The sequence below is a fragment of the Pseudomonas sp. PB105 genome, from assembly GCF_009764655.1.
Taxonomy (GTDB): Bacteria; Pseudomonadota; Gammaproteobacteria; order Pseudomonadales; family Pseudomonadaceae; genus Aquipseudomonas; species Aquipseudomonas cyclaminis.
In genome coordinates this window covers 418821-437594 of sequence record NZ_RWIO01000093.1, presented here as the reverse complement: position 1 = coordinate 437594, position 18774 = coordinate 418821, and the positions used below count along the sequence as shown (strand labels likewise).

Sequence of the window (18774 nt, the reverse complement as noted above, 5' to 3'; positions counted from 1 at the left end):
CCCTGGCCCTGCCAATAACAAGAGTCCGTCCTTTGAACCTGTTGCAACATATCGCCCAGTCGCGCCACCTGTTACGCAAATCGGAACTCAAGGTTGCCGATCACGTGCTGCTTGACCCTGCGGCTGTGATGCACAGTTCCATGGCCGACCTGGCCCACAGCGTGGGTATCAGCGAACCGACCATCGTGCGCTTCTGCCGAGCCATCGGTTGCTCCGGGTTCCAGGACTTGAAACTCAAGCTGGCCCAGAGCCTGGCCGCCGGTGCCAGCTTCGGGCAGTTTGCGATTCACGAAGACGACTCCGTCGCCGACTACAGCCTCAAGATCTTCGACACCACCTTGCACACCCTCATGGAAGTGCGTGAGAAACTCGACCCGGTGGAGCTGCAAAAGGCTGTGACGGCCATGTCCCAGGCCCAGCGTGTGGAGTTCTACGGTTTTGGTGCGTCCGGCGCGGTGGCGGCAGATGCCCAGCACAAATTCTTTCGCTTGCTGCTGACGGCGGCGGCCTACAGCGACCCGCACATGCAGGCGATGTCGGCGGTGACCTTGAAGCCGACCGACGTAGCGATCTGTATTTCCCAGTCCGGCCGTTCCAAAGACCTGCTGATCACCGCCAACCTGGTGCGTGAAAGCGGCGCGTCGTTGATCACCTTGTGCCCGAGCCAGACACCATTGGCCGAACTGTCCACGGTCAACCTGGCGATTGACGTGCATGAAGACACCGAAATCTACACCCCGCTGACCTCGCGCATTGCCCACCTGGTAGTGATCGACGTGCTGGCGATGGGCGTGGCCATGGCGCGCGGGCCGAGCCTGGTCAACCACCTCAAGAGTGTGAAGCGCAGCTTGCGCAGCCTGCGGTTGTCGCCCAAGTCCGTCAAAGCCCTCGACGACTAAAAACTGTACACAGATCCAATGTGGGAGGGGGTTTGCCCCCTCCCACATTGGCATCTCCTGTGTATCCAGAATCTTCATCAGGTTGTCATCGCCACGTCATCCGCCAACGCCATTCTGAACTCCCGTACTCGCATTGGGAGATTCCAAATGGCCCGTCCCTACGAAGACAGCAACAGCGCCGTAAAAACCCGTCGTCAGCAGGAAGACCAGCGCCGCATGGCGTTCCGTCGTGCAATTGAAGACCGTTGCCAGGAGCGCCAACTGCTCCAGAGCATCAGTGATTACCCGGAACTCCACTGGCAGGCACCCGCGGCTGCCCAGCGAAGCGTTCAGCCAGCGCGCTGATCTGCACCCGCTCGCTGCGGATAAAGCCCAGGAACGCATGGGCCACCGGTGACAGGCGCTTGGCCTTGGCCTGCACCAGGCACCAGCTGCGGTACAGCGGCAGCTCCTCCACCGGCAGCTCCTTGAGCCCGCCGGTGGCCAGTTCCATATTCACCGCATGCCGCGTCAGCAAGGCCACACCCAGGCCTGCGCAGACGCATTCGCGCTGAGCCTCGGCCGAGGCCACTTCCACCGTCTGGGTGAAGTGCACACGTTTCTCCTTGAAGTATTCCTCGCAGGCCATTCGCGTGCCGGAGCCCGGTTCACGGATGAGCAGGGTGTAGGGTTCCAGGTCTTGCAGACGCAACGGTCCTTGCAGGCTCAAGGGATGATCCGGCAGTGCCACCGCGACAATCGGGTTGTTGAGAAACGGCAGGAATTCCAGGCCCATGTCCTGGGGCACCATGGACATGATCACCAGGTCGTCGCGGTTGTCGGAAAGCCGCCGGATCACCTGGGCGCGGTTGACCACCGTCAGGTGCAGTTGCACTTCGGGATGCTGGCGCTTGAACGCGGCAAACAGATGCGGCACGAAGTACTTGGCGCTGGACTCAATCGCGAGCTTCAGTTGGCCTTGCAGTGAACCTTGCATGTCCGACAGCTGCATATCGAGGTTTTCCAGGCGCCCGAAAATGTCGCGGCTGGCCCGTTGCAGCGCTTCAGCGGCCTCGGTCATGTAGAGTTTTTTGCCGACATAATCGAACAACGGCTGGCCGATCAGCTCCTCCAGCTGCCGAATTTGCAGGCTCACGGCTGGTTGCGTGAGGGACATTTCCTCGGCGGCGCGGCTGTATGAACGCAAATCGCACACTTCATTGAAAACCTGCAATTGACGCAATGTCATACGCATCAATGACTTACGCATAATTCAAATACCCATCCCGGCCGTGAAGCGCTGACTATAAGTCTTTACTTATACACAACCCAATAATTATTGATTTTTGTTAATCCCTGTTGGGGCTTAGTGTGTGTCTCGCGACTGTCATGAAACATTTAGTCACGCGCCGACCCGGCTCCAGCGGGTCGAAGAACGCAGCAATCGGCTCAAGGGAATTTCCAAGTGATAAAAAAGATCCTGATCGCCAACCGTGGTGAAATTGCCGTACGCATCGTGCGTGCCTGCGCCGAGATGGGCATTCGCTCGGTCGCGGTCTATTCCGACGCCGACCGCCACGCGTTGCACGTTAAACGTGCCGACGAAGCCCACAGCATCGGTGCCGAGCCTCTAGCCGGTTACCTGAACCCGCGCAAGCTGGTGAACCTGGCCGTGGAAACCGGTTGTGATGCGCTGCACCCCGGCTACGGCTTCCTGTCGGAAAACGCCGAACTGGCAGACATCTGCGCCGAACGTGGGATCAAGTTCATCGGCCCGTCCGCTGAAGTGATCCGCCGCATGGGCGACAAGACCGAAGCGCGCCGCAGCATGATCAAGGCCGGTGTACCGGTGACTCCGGGTACCGAAGGCAACGTCGCCGACATCGCCGAAGCCCTCACCGAAGGCGACCGCATTGGTTACCCGGTGATGCTCAAGGCCACTTCCGGTGGTGGCGGTCGCGGGATTCGCCGTTGCAACAGTCGCGAAGAACTTGAACAAGCCTTCCCCCGCGTTATCTCCGAAGCCACCAAGGCGTTTGGTTCGGCGGAAGTGTTCCTGGAAAAATGCATCGTCAATCCCAAGCACATCGAGGCGCAGATCCTCGGTGACAGCTTTGGCAACGTGGTGCACCTGTTCGAGCGTGATTGCTCGATCCAGCGCCGCAACCAGAAGCTTATCGAAATTGCCCCAAGCCCACAGTTGACCCCTGAACAGCGCGCCTACATCGGCGACCTGTCGGTGCGTGCCGCCAAGGCCGTGGGCTACGAGAACGCCGGTACCGTGGAGTTCCTGCTCGCCGAGGGCGAGGTGTACTTCATGGAGATGAACACCCGGGTGCAGGTGGAACACACCATCACCGAGGAAATTACCGGGATCGACATCGTTCGTGAGCAGATCCGCATTGCCTCGGGCCTGCCGCTGTCGGTGAAACAGGAAGACATCCAGCACCGTGGCTTTGCGTTGCAGTTCCGTATCAACGCCGAAGACCCGAAGAACAACTTCCTCCCCAGCTTCGGCAAGATCACCCGTTATTACGCGCCCGGCGGCCCCGGCGTGCGCACCGACACAGCGATCTACACCGGCTACACCATCCCGCCGTTCTACGATTCCATGTGCCTCAAATTGGTGGTGTGGGCGTTGACTTGGGAAGAAGCCATGGACCGCGGCCTGCGTGCCCTGGACGACATGCGCCTGCAAGGCGTGAAGACCACCGCCGCCTACTACCAGGAAATCCTGCGCAATCCGGAATTCCGCAGCGGCCAGTTCAATACCAGCTTTGTGGAAAGCCACCCTGAGCTGACCAACTACTCGATCAAGCGCAAACCCGAAGAGCTGGCCCTGGCCATCGCCGCCGCCATCGCCGCCCACGCAGGCCTGTGAGGAATACAACAATGTCCAAGAAAATCTTTGTCACCGACACCATCCTGCGCGACGCCCACCAATCGTTGCTGGCGACCCGCATGCGCACTGACGACATGCTGCCGATCTGCGACAAGCTCGACAAAGTCGGCTACTGGTCCCTGGAAGTCTGGGGCGGCGCGACCTTCGACGCCTGCGTACGCTTTTTGAAAGAAGACCCGTGGGAGCGCCTGCGCCAACTGCGCGCCGCGTTGCCTAACACCCGCCTGCAAATGCTGCTGCGTGGCCAGAACCTGCTGGGCTACCGCCACTACAGCGACGATGTGGTCAAGGCCTTCGTCGCCAAAGCCGCCGTGAATGGCATCGACGTGTTCCGCATCTTCGATGCGATGAACGACGTGCGGAACCTGCGCGTGGCCATCGAAGCGGTGAAAGCCGCCGGCAAACATGCCCAGGGCACCATTGCCTACACCACCAGCCCGGTGCACACCATCGATGCGTTTGTGGCCCAGGCCAAGCAGTTGGAATCCATGGGGTGCGACTCGATCGCGATCAAGGACATGGCCGGCCTGCTGACGCCGTACGCCACCGGCGAACTGGTCAAGGCGCTGAAGGCCGAGCAGAACCTGCCGATCTTCATCCACTCCCACGACACCGCCGGCCTGGCTGCGATGTGCCAACTCAAGGCCATCGAAAACGGTGCCGACCATATCGACACCGCCATCTCCAGCTTCGCCTGGGGCACCAGCCACCCCGGTACCGAGTCGATGGTCGCCGCCCTTAAAGGCAGCGAATTCGACACCGGCCTCGACCTGGAGCTGCTGCAAGAGATCGGCCTGTACTTCTATGCCGTGCGCAAAAAGTACCACCAGTTCGAAAGTGAATTCACCGCGGTCGACACCCGTGTGCAAGTCAACCAGGTACCGGGCGGGATGATCTCCAACCTGGCCAACCAGTTGAAAGAGCAGGGCGCCCTCAACCGTATGAGCGAAGTGCTGGCCGAAATCCCGCGTGTGCGTGAAGACCTCGGCTTCCCGCCGCTGGTGACGCCAACGTCGCAGATCGTCGGCACCCAGGCGTTCTTCAACGTGCTGGCCGGTGAGCGCTACAAGACCATCACCAACGAAGTGAAGCTCTACCTGCAAGGCGGCTACGGCAAAGCGCCGGGCACCGTTAACGAGAAGCTGCGTCGCCAGGCCATCGGCAGCGAAGAAGTGATCGACGTGCGCCCGGCCGACCTGCTCAAGCCGGAAATGACCAAGCTGCGCGGTGAAATCGGCGCACTGGCCAAGTCCGAAGAAGACGTGCTGACCTACGCGATGTTCCCGGATATCGGGCGCAAGTTCCTCGAAGAGCGCGATGCCGGCACCTTGGCCCCCGAAGTGCTGCTGCCGATCCCTGAAGCCGGCGGCGTAGCCCGTGCCGGTGGTGAAGGTGTGCCGACCGAGTTCGTCATTGATGTGCACGGCGAAAGCTACCGCGTGGACATTACCGGTGTCGGCGTGAAAGCCGAAGGCAAGCGTCACTTCTACCTGTCCATCGACGGCATGCCGGAAGAAGTGGTGTTCGAACCGCTCAACGAATTTGTCGGCGGCGGCAGCAGCAAGCGCAAGCAGGCCAGCGAGCCGGGCCATGTCAGCACGGCGATGCCGGGCAATATCGTCGACGTGCTGGTCAAGGAAGGCGACGTGGTCAAGGCCGGTCAGGCTGTGTTGATCACCGAAGCCATGAAGATGGAAACCGAAGTGCAGGCATCGATTGCCGGCAAGGTAACCGCCGTTCATGTGGCCAAGGGCGACCGGGTGAACCCTGGCGAAATCCTGATTGAAATCGAAGGCTGATACAGCCTTCGACACTACCGTTTAATCCTCGGGGGGGCATGTGCCCCCCTTTTTTTCGCCTGAAGATCAGGCGATTGTGCGTCTTAGAACGTCATCGCCCATTGGCCCATCAGCCCCTGGTTGCGGCTGTTGCTGCCGAACTCGGCGGAATAGGTGAGGCCCACGCTATGTTCGGCTGACAGCGCCATGTCCAGGCCAGTACGCATCGCCAGGCTGTTGCGGTCCAGGGAGGTACCGTCGATGGTGAAGTCGCTGCTGAAGTCTTCGCGTCTTTCCCCGGCGAAGGACTGGCGCACACGGCTGTCGACGTTGCCATACAGGTGTTTCCACTGGGTGCTCAGGTGCGGTTTGAGGGTCATCTGGTTGTCCAGCCTGAAGTCGCGGGCCAGGCGCAGGCCGAAGGTGCTGCTGAGGTTTTGCTGGGTTTGTGTTCCGACGTTCAGGGCACTGTAGCCACCTTTCTCCTGGAACCGGTCGCGCTGATAACGCTGGAAACCCAAACCGGCAAAGGGCTCGACGCGCAAGCCGCCCGTGTCCAACTGGTAACCCATTTCGGTGAACGCGTTTTGGCTCTGGGCTTTGTACTTGCCCGTGAGGTGCTCGCTATAATCGATGAAGTCAAAGTCGACACCGCGTTTGTTTCGACCGGCATGAATGCTGTAAAGCGCACCCAGGCGCAACGCCAGCGGCCCATCCTGGCGCACCGCATAGGCGCCCATGTGCCAGCTGTCCAATTCGCCCTTGAAACGCTTGGCGCTCAGTTCACTGCCAGACTTGCCACCCACCACGCCGATCCGCCACGCCGGGTCGATTGACCAGTCGGCCCCCAGCAACAGACCTTGGTTGCGTTGTTTCAAACCGGCGCTGCCGTGTTGCCCATCGAGCCTGCCGCTGTTGCCCAGGCCTTGGACCCAAACGCGGCCCGTCTCGCCAGTGTCGTTATCCAACTGGCGTATTGCCGAATGCAGGCTGGCGTTTAGCTGTTTCATGCTGTTTTGGGTGGCGGTGCCCAGGTTGGCGTTTTGGCTACCGGCCACTTGTTCCAGCACGGCACCTAGCCGGCCCGGCTCCAGGCTGCCCAAGTACTGGAGGTAATCCTCCAGTTCGTATTTCGTCCAATAACCCAGTTCGTCCGACGCCAGCAGGTCATGGACTGCGGAGTCCAGCATGCGGGCGACACTCAGGCCGTTTCGACTGGTGGCGTGGTCGGCGAAGTAGACGTCTTCGGGCGCTGGAATGGCAGGCTCTGGATAAGCTTTTTCGTTGCCTGCCACGAGCTGGTCGAGCCATTCGCTGTCGGGCTCCATGTCGCCGCGTGCCTGTGCGTTTTGAGCGCCGACGGCCCCCAGCACCAGGGTCATGGCCAGCGCGAATTGTTTCTGTAAGAACCGCATGTAAACCCACCTCTTGATATATGAGGCGGGGAATTTAGCGAGGTACAGGGAGGATAAATGTCAGGCCCGCAGCCACTGGTTTGCGGGAGATGTCTCTCGTCTGCTGCGATTTGAAACGCTGGGTGATAGGGCGGATGGCGGCGGTTTACCGACGCCGAACGTAACCCTTGCCATAGTGACGCTCCATCCGCGCCTGGATCAGCTCCAGCCCTAGGGACATCACCCAATAGATGATCGCCGCGGTGGTGAGCATCTCGATGTAGCGATAGCTCGAACGGCCATAGGATTGCGCCAGGAACATCACCTCCCACACGCCCATCACCGAGATCAGGGACGAGTCCTTGAGCATCGAAATGAACTGGTTGGTGGCCGGCGGAACGATGGTACGCATGGCTTGGGGCAGGGTGACGTGCCAAAAGATCGCGTTGTCGCGCATGCCCAGCGCGAGGGCGGCTTCGCGCTGGCCGTGGGGCACGCCGAGGATGCCGGCGCGGAAGATTTCGCTCAGGTAGGCGCCATAGTTCAGCGACAGCGCAATGATCCCGGCCGTGATCGCCCCAGGTACCAAGCCCAGTTGCGGCAGGCCCAGGTAGATCAGCAGGATTTGGATCAGCAGCGGCGTACCGCGAAAAAATGAGGCGTAGAAGGTCGCGATGCCGAACGCCACCGCACTGCGGGACAGGCGCCCCAGCGCCGTGACGAAACCCAGCGCCGACGACACCAGAATCGAACACAGGCACAGGAACAGCGTCAACGCCGCGCCCTGCAGGAAGCCATTGGGCGCCAGATGCAGGCCGACCAGGTTCGGCAGCTTGTCGAGAATGATCGAGAACTTCAGGTCAAAGCTCAGGAAGAAACTGGCAAACAGGGCGAACAGCGCCGCCCAGGTCAGGTAAAGCCGGGTGCGAAAACTCATCGGCTGATATCAGCGCCGATCCATTTTTGCGACAGCTTGCTCAAGGTGCCGTCCTGCTTGAGCTGGGCAAACACCTCACGCACTTTGCTGTCCCACGCGGCGTCGCCTTTTTCGATGGCCACAGAGTTGGGCTCCGAGTACAGCGGTTCGCCAGCCAGCTTGAAGCGCTTGTCCTGGGTCAGGCGCGGTTGGGCGGTGACCAGGTTGGTGAGGATCGCATCCAGGCGCACGCCGGCACCCAGGCCGAGGTCCTGGAAGGCGACGTTATCGGTGTCGTACGGGGCGATCTGCACGTTCTCGAATGGGTACTGCAACTGCGTGTCTTCGGCGCCTTCGATCACCAGGTTCTTGTTCAGGTAGCTCTCATAGCTGGAGGCGCTGGTGAGGCCGACTTTCTTGCCGCTCAGATCCTTGGCGGCGTGGATGCGGTCATCCTTGGCATTGACCACGATCACGGCCGGGGAAGCGTAGTACTCCACCGGGAAATCAAACACTTCGGCGCGGGCCTTGCTCGGGGTCATCGAGCAGATGCAGATATCGTAGCGCCCGCTCCAGCGGCCGGCGGCGATAACGTCCCAGGACGGCGTTTCCAGGCGCAGCTTTACGCCCAACTTTTGTGCCACGGCCTTGGCCACATCGACGTCGAAGCCGTCGAGTTGGTTCTGGTCATTGAGGAACGAGAACGGCGGATAGCTTTCCATTAGCACGCCCACCAGCTCTTTTTTCTGCTCAATCCGCTCCAGCGTGGCCCCGCCGAAGGCTTGGGTCGAGGCAGCCAGTATCATCAGGCCCAGGGCCAGCAGGGGTTTAAGTTTCACGAAGGACACCTTTAGAAAAAAGAGTTGGTACGAACCGGATTGAACGTATTAAATAGTTATAAGAACGACTCTCATAGTGAGTTATTTTCATAAGCTTATGAGTAAAAAGCATATGGGCGCAGAAACAGTAATCCTCGATGGTGGCATGGGCCGTGAACTGCAACGCCGTGGCGCGCCGTTCCGCCAGCCGGAGTGGTCGGCGTTGGCCTTGAGCGAAGCGCCGCAGGCGGTGGAGGCGGTGCACGCAGCCTATATCGACAGCGGTGCCAACGTGATCACCAGCAACAGCTACGCGGTGGTGCCGTTTCATATCGGTGAAGCGCGGTTTGCGGCTGAAGGCCAAGCCCTGGCGGCGTTGGCGGGTGAGTTGGCGCGTCGTGCGGTGACGGCCTCGGGCAAAAACGTGCGGGTGGCCGGTTCGCTGCCGCCGCTGTTTGGCTCGTATCGCCCCGATCTGTTCGAGGCTGAGCGGGTGACCGAACTGCTGACGCCTCTGGTAAAGGGCCTGGCGCCCCACGTTGATCTGTGGCTGGCGGAAACCCAGAGTTCGATCATTGAGGCGAAGGCGATCAAGGCCGGCCTGCCGCAGGATGGCAAGCCGTTCTGGCTGTCGTTTACCTTGGAAGACGAAGACACCGACGACGTGCCGCGCCTGCGCTCCGGCGAGCCGGTGGCAGACGCCGCCGAAGCGGCGGCGCAGTTGGGTGTGCAGGTGCTGTTGTTCAATTGCAGCCAGCCGGAAGTGATTGGCGCGGCCATCGACGCGGCGCGTCAGACCTTCGCGCGCCTTGGCGTGGCGATCCAGATCGGCGCCTACGCCAATGCCTTCCCGCCACAACCCAAGGAAGCCACGGCCAATGATGGCCTGGACCCATTGCGCGACGACCTCGACCCGCCGGGCTACCTGCATTGGGCTGCGGACTGGCAGAAACGCGGTGCCAGCCACTTGGGCGGTTGCTGCGGGATCGGGCCGGAGCATATTGCGGTGCTGGCCCAAAAGCTGAAGTAAGGCTTAAGCCTGGCGGCACTCCGCCAGGCCTTTCAACTGACCCGAAGCGCTCTGGTTGGACTCCGACAACCACGCCTCAAACCCTGCGCCTACCTTCGGCCACTCCCCATCCAGAATCGAATACCACGCGGTATCGCGGTTCTGCCCCTTGACCACCATGTGCTGGCGGAACACTCCCTCGAAACTGAACCCCAACCGCTCGGCCGCGTATTTGGAGCGGGCATTGCCGTTGTTGCACTTCCATTCCAGGCGGCGGTAGCCCTGTTCGAATGCGTACTTGGCCAGCAGGTAAACGGCTTCGGTGCTTTTCGGCGAGCGCTGCATCGGCGCGCCAAAAGTGACGTGGCCGATCTCGATGCGGCCCTGGGCCGGGACGATGGACATCAGGCTGAGGATGCCCTGTACTTCGCCGCTGGCGCGGTCAACCACGCTGAAGAAATACGGGTCGCTGTTGGCGGCGTGGTTGTTCAGCCAGGCATCGAATGCGGCACGCTCGGTAAACGGCCCGTAAGGCAGGTAATCCCAAAGCTTCGGATCGGCGCCGGGGCCATCGAGGGATTGCCACAGCTGATCGGCGTGGCGTGCCGGGTCGAGTTTTTCCAGGCGAATAAAGCGCCCTTCAAGCAGGTGGGTGCTGGGTGCCGGGACGCCTTTCCAGTCGGCGGGGGAAATGGACATGCTGCGCTCCTTAAAGGCCTTTGCGAAATTGGATAAAGCCAGGGCGTTCGGCGATGCGTTCGTACAGCTGAATCGCCGTGGCGTTGGTCTCATGGGTCAACCAGTGGACCTTGCAGCAGCCGTCCGCTTTGGCGGTGGTGTAGACGAATTCGATCAGTTTGCGACCCACGCCGGTAGCGCGCTGGCTCGGGTCCACAAACAGGTCCTGCAGGTAGCAGGAGTTCTCGATGCTCCAGTTGGAGCGGTGGTAGATGAAGTTAACCATGCCCACTGCCTTGCCGTCCTGCCAGGCCAGGGCCGAGTAGGTCGGTTCCTGGGGATTGATCAGGCGTTGCCAGGTGCTCTGGCTCACTGCGTCAGGCAGCTCGGTGTTGTAGAAGGTCAAATAGGCCTGCCACAGTGGCAGCCACGCGGCGTGGTCGGCGGCGGTGACGGGGCGGATGTCGATCTGGCTCATTCTGAAACTCCTTGGGGAATAAAGCGCGCGAGGGCCTGGTCGCGCAGGTCGGGGCTGGCGGCCAGGCCTTCGCGCATGCCGGCCATATCTGCCGCGCTGCGGTTCTGGCCGAGTTTGCGTTTGCCGATCACACGTTCGATCGGCAGGGCGAAGCCGACGATGGCCTTGAGCATGCCGTCAATGTAGTCGGCCGGAGCGTCGCTGACGGCCCAGGGTTGGGCGCGGCCGGTTTCGTGGCGCTCGGTCAGGGCGCTGACCAGCGCGAGCAGGCGCTCGGCCTCGGTGAACACTTCAGCTTTGCCGTAAGCGTGGACGGCGATGTAGTTCCAGGTCGGCACCACTTTGCCGTGCTCGGCCTTGGCCGGGTAGAACGCCGGGCTGATGTAGGCGTCGGCGCCTGCGAAAATCACTAGCGCGTCGCTGCCATTTTGCAAGTCGCGCCATTGCGGATTGGCCTTGGCCAGGTGTCCATAGAGCGTGCCGTTGGGGCCTTCATCGGGGTTGAGCAACAGCGGCAGGTGACTGGCCTGCAGGCCTTGCTCGCCAAAGGTCACCACCTGCGCCAGGCGTGTGTGCTGGATCAGTTGCTGGATTTCAGGCAAGTCGTCGATGGCGAAGGCGCGAGGTGTGTACATAAATATTTTCCTTGGCGAATGCCTGCATCCTAGGCAGGCTAATGGTTCGTTGTAAGAGCCATCTACTGCTCATTTCATAGGTCCAATTGCGTGCCAGCCATCGAACATCCGCTGTCCTTCAACCCCGCCGGTATTGAGCTGGATCGCCGCCAGGGCCTTAGCCGTCAGCTTTATCAAGCGTTGCGCCAACGGGTGTTGGACGGGCGATTGGCCAGCGGCACACGTTTGCCGGCCAGCCGCGATCTGGCGGCCGCGCTGGCGATCTCCCGCAACAGCGTGGTGCGGGCCTACGATCAGCTGTACGCCGAAGGGTTTATCGAAGGGCGGGTGGGTGATGGCACGTATGTGGCGCAATTGACGCCTGCGCCGAGTCCGACAAAAAAATTATCCACAAAACTGTCCACAGGGTTTTCAACAGGCTTATCCCCAGCCTTATCCACAATTTGCGCTGAATCAGCAGAAAATTTCCCGGCGCAGGTTATCCACAGCCCGGCTATTGAGCGGATGGAAAAGAACCATCTGCCGCTGCCGCCAACGGGTCCTCCACGAGCTTTTCGCGTGGGCGTGCCGGCTTTTGATCTGTTCCCTTTCGACGTGTGGGCCAAGCTGAACGCGGCATTCTGGCGCAAGCCGGACTTTCAGCAACTGTGTTACGGCGACCCGGCGGGTGATGGCCGCTTGCGTGGCTTGATCGCTGCTTATCTGCGCAGTTCCCGGGGTATGCATTGCAGTGCTGAGCAAATAGTGATCACCAGTGGCGCGCAGCAGGCAATCAGCCTTTGTGCACAGCTGTTGGTTGAGCCCGGTACGGGGGTGGCCATTGAAAACCCAGGCTACCGCGCCGCCGGCCATGCCTTCGCCGTTGCCGGGGCAACCTTGCATGGCGTAGCCGTAGACCAGGAAGGCATCGACTGCACGGCGCTGTCGGCGCTGGATGACTGTCATTTGGCGTACGTCACCCCATCCCACCAGTACCCGTTGGGCGTGGTGATGAGCCTGACGCGGCGCCTGGAACTGTTGGCCTGGGCCGAACGACGTGGCTGTCGGATCATCGAGGACGACTACGATGGCGAGTACCGCTACAGCGGCGCGCCGCTGGCACCTTTGGCGGCGCTGGATCGCAGTGGACGGGTGTTGTACGTCGGCACTTTTGGCAAGGTCGCGTTCCCGGCGCTGCGCCTCGGGTATCTGGTACTGCCGCCAGGCTTGGTGCAGGCATTCGCTCAGCGCCGGGCAGTGGATGTGCGGCACTCGGAGATCAGCACCCAGGCGGTGATGGCCGAGTTCATGGCGACGGGGCATTTCCAGCGGCACATTCGCCGCATGCGCCGCGCCGCGTTGAGTCGGCGTAACACCTTGCTCGCAGGATGGCCGCACGCACTGCCGGGGGTTGGCGAGTTGCCTGGCGTCGCCGCCGGCCTGCACTTGACCGTACGCGTGGACAGCCTCGCCCGGGAACGTGAGCTGCTTGCCCTGGCGCGTTCCGCCGATGTCGAGATCAATGGCCTGAGCACTTATTGGCTGCCGAACTCTGTCACCGCGCCCGACCAACGTGCCGGCCTCGTCCTGGGGTTCGCAGCGGTGCCCGAAGCCGCAATTGCCCAGGCGCTTATGCGCTTGCGTAAAGCCTGGTCATGAGGGTCCATGCAAGGGACCGACAGGTCAGCGGCGGAGGTGATTATGTATAGGCGATCAGCTCACCGCACAGGTCCAGCTCCACCAGGCGGCGAACCTCGGCGGTGGCGAGGCCGGCGCCGATCAGCGCGTTGAGCTTGCCGAACGCCGCCTCACGGGTCATCCCGCCGCCCGACAACACGCCTACGCCACGCAGGCGGCTGCCCGCTTCGTACACATCCAGTTCTACACCGCCTTCATGGCATTGCGTGATTGCCACCACGACCACACCCTGCTCCTGGGCCCGTTTGAGGCTGTCGAGGAAGGCCGGGTTGTCGCTGGGGCCGGTGCCGCTGCCATAACACTCCAGGACCAACGCCTGGATACCGCTGTCGATCATGGCATCCAATTGCACGGCGCTCATGCCCGGCACCAGCGGCAGCACACCGATGTTGGCCAGCGCCTTGGGCTGACGGTAGTCCAGGGCTGCCGGGGTTGTATCGGCCTTGCTCGCGCCGCTGCTGCGCTGCAGTGCTGCAAACGGATGGCGACCAAAGCTGCGGATCTTCGCGCAACGGGTCGGGGCCATCAGCGCGCCGTGGAAATACAAATGCACGCCGGGCGCCAGGCCTTGATCCAACGCCGCCAGTGCTCCGCTGACGTTTTCCCAGGCATCGCTGTCCGGCACGCCCGCCGGCAACATCGAGCCGGTAAACACCACCGGCGCCGGCAGGCCCAGCAGTTGGAAGCTCATGGCGGCTGCGCTGTAGGCCAGGGTGTCGGTGCCGTGCAGGATCAACACCGCGTCGCAACCCTCGTTCACGGCGTCGATCACGGCGCTGTGCAGGCGCTGCCAATAAGCGGGCGTCATGTTGGCGCTGTCGATCAGCGGCGCCATTTCCCGGAAGCGCCACTTGGGCACTGGCTGGTTGGCGAGCTGCTCGCGCATGCGCGCTTCAAAGCCGGATGCCGGGGCCAGGCCATTGGCGCTGGCCTGCATGCCGATGGTGCCGCCGGTGTAGAGCACCATCACGTTGTTAGCTGGTTGCATCGAAGAATCTCCTGAACGAAAAACGCCGCCGGGCCCAGAGCATGCCCAAGGCCGGGCGGCGTGTCATCTAGCTGCGATTAACGTTGCGCTTGAGCGCTCAGTTCCGCCGCCGGGGCCGCTTCGGATTTCACCGGGTTTGCCGGCCAAGCCGTGCGGTCCAGGTCCAGGTCAGGGAACTGGCTGGAGTCGAACACCGGGGTCTTGATGCCTGCGGCGCGCTGGTTGTCGTAGTCGTTCAGGATGCGCATGGCGATCTTGAACAGGAACGCCAGGGCGAACAGGTTAACGAAGGCCAGCAGGGTCATGGTGATGTCGGCAAACGCGAACACCGTGCTCAGGTTCTCGATGGAGCCCCAGAAAATCAGCGCCAGTACCAATGCGCGGTAGCCCATCAGCACCTTGCGGTTATTGCCCACCAGGAAGCGCAGGTTGCTCTCGCCGAGGTAGTAGTTGTACATGATCGAGGTGAACACGAACAACGCCAGGGCCACCGAGATGAACATGCGGCCCCAGTCACCGACCACTGCCGCCAGGGAGTTCTGGGTCAGGGCAATGCCGTCGCCTTCAAAACCTGGGGTATAGAAGCCGGAAAGCAGGATCAGCAGCGCGGTGCAGGTGCAGATCACGAAGGTGTCGAGGAACACGCTGAACGCCTGGACCACGCCCTGGGCGATCGGGTGTTCTACGGAGGCCACCGCTGCCACGTTAGGCGCACTGCCCAAACCGGCTTCGTTGGCGAACACGCCGCGCTTCACACCCATGATGATTGCGCTGCCCACCAGGCCACCGAAGGCCTGGTCGAGGCCGAACGCGCTCTTGACGATGGTCGCGAGCATGGCCGGTACGTGGTCGAATTGCAGCACGATCACGTACAGGGTCACGGCGATATAGATCAGGGTCTTGACCGGCACCAGCAGGTCGGCGATCGAGGCGATGCGCTTGATCCCGCCGATGAACACCAGGCCCAGCAATGCCGCCAGGGCCAGGCCGGTGTAGGTGGTGTCGAGGCCGAAGGCGTTGTTGAGCGAGTGGGTCACGGCGTGGGCTTGCAGGCCGTTGAACGCGAAGCCGAAGGTCACCAGCAGCAGGAACGCCATCACCATACCCAGCCAGCGTTTTTGCAGGCCGTGCTGGATGTAATAGGCCGGGCCGCCACGGTAGGTGCCCTCTGCGTCAGTGCGCTTGTACAGCTGGCCGAGGGAGCACTCGATAAAGCTCGACGACATGCCCACCAACGCGGTGACCCACATCCAGAACACGGCACCTGGGCCGCCAAGGGTAACGGCAATGCCGACACCGGCGATGTTGCCGGCGCCTACGCGGCCGGCCAGGCTGAGCATCAGCGCCTGGAACGAGCTGAGTTGGCCGGAGCTGCTCTTCAGGCTGTCTTTGAACACCGAGAACATATGGAAAAAGTGACGCAGTTGTACGAAACGCGAGCGGATCGTGAAATAACCGCCGAGCCCGACAATGAGCACGATCAGTACTTTCCCTGAGAGGAAGTCGTTGATGACTTCGAGCATGGAGTGTTCCTCGCTGATTTTTCTAATGGCAAACGCAGGACGGTTCGACGCAATCGCTAAGCACCAGGCAGTGCACGACCGTTCGACCCCAATCCTTTTGCGGGTTGTTATTCATGCGGTTTCGCGCTGTACCGGGCCTCGTTACCGACGGCCGCAGACGCGAGAGGGGCGGCACTATACCTAGGCGAACGTGATCCGTCTGCTCGGGCTGATTAAAGGTTTCAGCCAAGCTGTTGCAGGCAAGGTGGGTTTGCAGGGCGATATTGGATTTTTTATGGGCGTCATTTCACAACCTTGAGGCAAAAAAAAGGGCCTGAAGAACGAGCCTTCGGGCCCTCAAAAGGTGAGAGGTGTCTAGTCCCTCAACCTGGTGAGCAGTGCAACAAACGCTTAGGCCTTCAACGGGACCAAGCGTGGAGCGATCATGTTTTCGGGGCGCAGGATGTCGTCGAGCATGGCGTCGTCGAGCAAGCCTTCTTCGCGCACCAGTTCCAGCACGCCGCGGCCGCTTTCGAGAGCGATACGCGCGATGCGGGTGGCGTTTTCATAGCCAATGTACGGGTTCAGCGCGGTGACCAGGCCGATGGAATGCTCCACCAGTTCGCGGCAGCGCGCTTCGTTGGCGGTGATGCCGACGATGCAGTGTTCGCGCAGCATGTCCATGGCGCGTTGCAGCAGGCGGATCGAGTCGAAGATCTTGAAAGCGATCAACGGCTCCATCACGTTCAGTTGCAACTGGCCGCCTTCGGCCGCCATGGTCAGGGCCAGGTCGTTGCCGATCACTTGGAACGCAACCTGGTTCACGGCTTCCGGGATCACCGGGTTGACCTTGCCAGGCATGATCGAGCTGCCTGGCTGACGCGCCGGCAGGTTGATCTCGTTGATCCCGGTGCGTGGGCCGCTGGACAGCAGGCGCAGGTCGTTGCAGATCTTCGACAGCTTCACGGCGGTACGCTTGAGCATGCCGGAGAACAGCACGAAGGCGCCCATGTCGGAGGTGGCTTCGATCAAGTCGGCAGCCGGTACCAGCGGCTGGCCGCTGATGGTGGCCAGGCGTTGTACGGCCAGGGCCTGGTAACGCGGGTCGGCGTTGATGCCGGTGCCGATGGCGGTGCCGCCCAGGTTCACTTCGGTCAGCAACTCTGGCGCCAGGGTTTTCAGGCGGGCCAGGTCTTCGCTGAGGGTGGTGGCGAAGGCGCGGAATTCCTGGCCGAGGGTCATCGGCACGGCGTCTTGCAGTTGGGTGCGGCCCATTTTCAGCACATGGCCGAACTCGACGCCTTTGGCGGCGAAGGCTTGGATCAGGCTGTCGAGGCTGGCCAGCAGCGCGTCATGGCCCAGCAGCAGACCCAGGCGGATCGCGGTCGGGTAGGCGTCGTTGGTCGACTGCGCCATGTTCACGTCGTTGTTGGGGTGCAGGTATTGGTATTCGCCCTTCTGGTGACCCATGGCCTCCAGCGCGATGTTGGCGATGACTTCGTTGGCATTCATGTTGGTTGAAGTGCCGGCGCCGCCTTGAATCATGTCCACCACGAACTCTTCGTGGAAATCGCCGCGGATCAGACGGGCACAGGCTTCGCTGATGGCAGCGTGCTTGGCTTCGCTGAGCTGGCCCAACTCGCGGTTGGCATCAGCGGCTGCTTGCTTGACCATTGCCAGGCCGACCACCAATTTCGGGTAATGCGAAATCGGAACGCCCGAGAGGCGGAAGTTATTCACCGCTCGCAGGGTCTGGATGCCGTAATACGCTTGGGCGGGTACTTCGAGTACGCCAAGCAGGTCTTTTTCTGTGCGGAATGATGCAGCGGAGGACATGACGGAAATCATCTCGATAGGGACCCGGAACAGGCCGGAACACCGCGAATGCTAGGCTTGTAGGAAAATTTGGGCCAATGCTGTTCAGCACTGGCCTATGCATAAACGGCATAATGCAGATGTGACCCGGCTATGATGGCGGGCGTGTGTGCCAAAATGGTGCGTACCCGTGGGAGGCAGTGATGAACCTTGAGAGCAAATGGCTGGAAGACTTCAGCGCCTTGGCGGCGACGCGCAGCTTTTCCCAGGCGGCGGAGCGGCGCTTTGTCACCCAGCCGGCGTTCAGTCGACGTATCCGCAGCCTTGAGGCCGCGCTCGGGCTGACCCTGGTCAATCGCTCACGCACCCCGGTGGAGCTGACGGCGGCGGGGCAACTGTTTCTGGTCACCGCGCGCACCGTGGTCGAGCAGCTTGGTGAAGTGCTGCGCCATTTGCATCATTTGGAAGGCGGGCAGGGCGAAGTCATGCAAGTGGCCGCCGCCCACTCCCTGGCGCTGGGTTTCTTCCCGCGCTGGATCGCGCAGTTGCGCAACGAGGGTTTGAACATCGCCACGCGGCTGGTCGCCACCAACGTCGGCGATGCCGTGCACGCCCTGCGCGAAGGTGGCTGCGACCTGATGCTGGCGTTCTACGACCCGGACGCGGCGATGCAGATGGACGCGGAAATCTTCCCGTCGCTGCATTTGGGCAACACCGAAATGCTCCCGGTGTGCGCCGCCGATGCCGACGGCAAACCGCTGTTTGACCTGGAAGGCGAGGGCAGCGTGCCGTTGCTGGCCTACAGCGCGGGTGCCTTCCTCGGGCGTTCGGTGCATTTACTGCTGCGCCAGCGCGCACTGCGTTTTACCACCGTGTACGAAACCGCCATGGCCGACAGCCTCAAAAGCATGGCCCTGGAAGGCCTGGGCATCGCCTGGGTGCCGCAACTGAGTGTGCGGGCGGAATTGGCCCGTGGCGAACTGGTGGTGTGCGGCGGGCCGCAATGGCATGTGCCGCTGGAGATTCGTCTGTATCGGTGTGCGTTGGTGCGCAAGGCGAATGTGCGGTTGTTGTGGCGCAAGTTGGAAGGTGGCGCTGCCCAAAGTACCTGAGCCAAACACGAATCGAATGTGGGAGGGTGGCTTGCCCCCTCCCACAGGGTTTTGCAGTGTTTTTGACTGACTCTTGAGTCAATAAAACCGCCGGTTTGGGCGGTAAGACAGATGGTCATCCCAGGGGCTGTTTATCTGGATTATTACGGTATACTGCGCGGCCTTCGGCCGGTCCAACCGGCCTTAATTCGTAC

17 protein-coding genes are annotated in these 18774 nt (G+C 61.6%); 7 read left to right on the top strand and 10 right to left on the bottom strand.

Annotation, left to right across the window (positions count from 1 at the left end):
* The first annotated feature begins 32 nt into the window (after positions 1-32).
* Positions 33-899, top strand: coding sequence for a transcriptional regulator HexR (hexR, locus tag EJD88_RS25200; RefSeq protein ID WP_003177007.1), 867 nt, complete (start codon positions 33-35; stop codon positions 897-899).
* Positions 900-1046: 147 nt separating this feature from the next.
* Entirely contained in the window at positions 1047-1244 is a 198-nt protein-coding gene (locus EJD88_RS25195) for a PA3496 family putative envelope integrity protein (RefSeq protein ID WP_099586078.1), read from the top strand.
* Here the strand turns inward: EJD88_RS25195 and EJD88_RS25190 are convergent.
* Positions 1174-2148: a LysR family transcriptional regulator gene (locus EJD88_RS25190; protein ID WP_099586077.1), complete on the bottom strand. Its 975-nt coding sequence runs from the start codon at positions 2146-2148 to the stop codon at positions 1174-1176. The two genes, EJD88_RS25195 and EJD88_RS25190, sit on opposite strands and share 71 nt — an antisense overlap.
* A gap of 195 nt (positions 2149-2343) precedes the next feature.
* On the opposite strand from EJD88_RS25190, the gene EJD88_RS25185 reads away from it, so the two are divergent.
* Both EJD88_RS25185 and oadA read left to right on the top strand, forming a co-directional pair.
* A complete protein-coding gene (locus EJD88_RS25185) occupies positions 2344-3759 on the top strand; it encodes an acetyl-CoA carboxylase biotin carboxylase subunit (RefSeq protein WP_003213442.1) in 1416 nt (471 codons plus the stop codon).
* Positions 3760-3770: 11 nt separating this feature from the next.
* On the top strand, positions 3771-5579 hold the full coding sequence (gene oadA / locus EJD88_RS25180) for a sodium-extruding oxaloacetate decarboxylase subunit alpha (protein WP_099586076.1): 1809 nt from the start codon (positions 3771-3773) through the stop codon (positions 5577-5579).
* A gap of 83 nt (positions 5580-5662) precedes the next feature.
* On the opposite strand, the gene EJD88_RS25175 is transcribed toward oadA, so the two are convergent.
* The 3 genes from EJD88_RS25175 to EJD88_RS25165 all read right to left on the bottom strand — a co-directional run bounded on the left by EJD88_RS25175 (position 5663) and on the right by EJD88_RS25165 (position 8707).
* Positions 5663-6973: an autotransporter domain-containing protein gene (locus tag EJD88_RS25175; RefSeq protein WP_158879262.1), complete on the bottom strand. Its 1311-nt coding sequence runs from the start codon at positions 6971-6973 to the stop codon at positions 5663-5665.
* A 145-nt stretch (positions 6974-7118) separates the two neighbouring features.
* Positions 7119-7889 (bottom strand): amino acid ABC transporter permease, encoded by a 771-nt coding sequence (locus EJD88_RS25170; protein ID WP_099586074.1) that lies wholly within the window; start codon positions 7887-7889, stop codon positions 7119-7121.
* The gene (locus EJD88_RS25165) at positions 7886-8707 is read right to left on the bottom strand and encodes an ABC transporter substrate-binding protein (protein WP_112192792.1); all 822 of its coding nucleotides are present in this window, start codon (positions 8705-8707) and stop codon (positions 7886-7888) included. Before EJD88_RS25165 ends, EJD88_RS25170 begins: the two co-directional genes overlap by 4 nt.
* Positions 8708-8819: 112 nt before the next feature.
* On the opposite strand from EJD88_RS25165, the gene EJD88_RS25160 reads away from it, so the two are divergent.
* Entirely contained in the window at positions 8820-9716 is an 897-nt protein-coding gene (locus tag EJD88_RS25160; RefSeq protein WP_158879261.1) for a homocysteine S-methyltransferase family protein, read from the top strand.
* A 3-nt stretch (positions 9717-9719) separates the two neighbouring features.
* Here the strand turns inward: EJD88_RS25160 and EJD88_RS25155 are convergent, their stop codons facing one another.
* From EJD88_RS25155 to EJD88_RS25145, 3 genes are read right to left on the bottom strand one after another with little or no spacing between them, the layout of a single operon-like run.
* Positions 9720-10394, bottom strand: a complete 675-nt coding sequence (locus EJD88_RS25155; RefSeq protein WP_158879260.1) for a GNAT family N-acetyltransferase — start codon at positions 10392-10394, stop codon at positions 9720-9722.
* Between the two features lie 10 nt (positions 10395-10404).
* Complete coding sequence (locus EJD88_RS25150; protein ID WP_099586070.1) at positions 10405-10851, bottom strand: GNAT family N-acetyltransferase; 447 nt, start codon at positions 10849-10851, stop codon at positions 10405-10407.
* Positions 10848-11486, bottom strand: a complete 639-nt coding sequence (locus EJD88_RS25145) for an FMN-binding negative transcriptional regulator (protein ID WP_158879259.1) — start codon at positions 11484-11486, stop codon at positions 10848-10850. The genes EJD88_RS25150 and EJD88_RS25145 overlap by 4 nt, the downstream gene beginning before the upstream one ends.
* A 90-nt stretch (positions 11487-11576) precedes the next feature.
* On the opposite strand from EJD88_RS25145, the gene EJD88_RS25140 reads away from it, so the two are divergent.
* Positions 11577-13124 (top strand): PLP-dependent aminotransferase family protein, encoded by a 1548-nt coding sequence (locus tag EJD88_RS25140; protein WP_158879258.1) that lies wholly within the window; start codon positions 11577-11579, stop codon positions 13122-13124.
* Positions 13125-13164: 40 nt separating this feature from the next.
* Here EJD88_RS25140 and EJD88_RS25135 read toward each other — a convergent pair whose 3' ends face one another.
* The 3 genes from EJD88_RS25135 to aspA all read right to left on the bottom strand — a co-directional run bounded on the left by EJD88_RS25135 (position 13165) and on the right by aspA (position 17489).
* Positions 13165-14151, bottom strand: coding sequence for an asparaginase (locus EJD88_RS25135; protein WP_158879257.1), 987 nt, complete (start codon positions 14149-14151; stop codon positions 13165-13167).
* 77 nt (positions 14152-14228) lie between these two features.
* On the bottom strand, positions 14229-15674 hold the full coding sequence (locus EJD88_RS25130) for a sodium:alanine symporter family protein (protein WP_158879256.1): 1446 nt from the start codon (positions 15672-15674) through the stop codon (positions 14229-14231).
* Between the two features lie 390 nt (positions 15675-16064).
* Complete coding sequence (gene aspA, locus EJD88_RS25125; protein ID WP_032884466.1) at positions 16065-17489, bottom strand: aspartate ammonia-lyase; 1425 nt, start codon at positions 17487-17489, stop codon at positions 16065-16067.
* Between the two features lie 182 nt (positions 17490-17671).
* Between aspA and EJD88_RS25120 the strand changes: the two genes are divergently transcribed.
* Positions 17672-18580, top strand: a complete 909-nt coding sequence (locus EJD88_RS25120; RefSeq protein WP_053127569.1) for a LysR substrate-binding domain-containing protein — start codon at positions 17672-17674, stop codon at positions 18578-18580.
* Positions 18581-18774 lie beyond the last annotated feature (194 nt).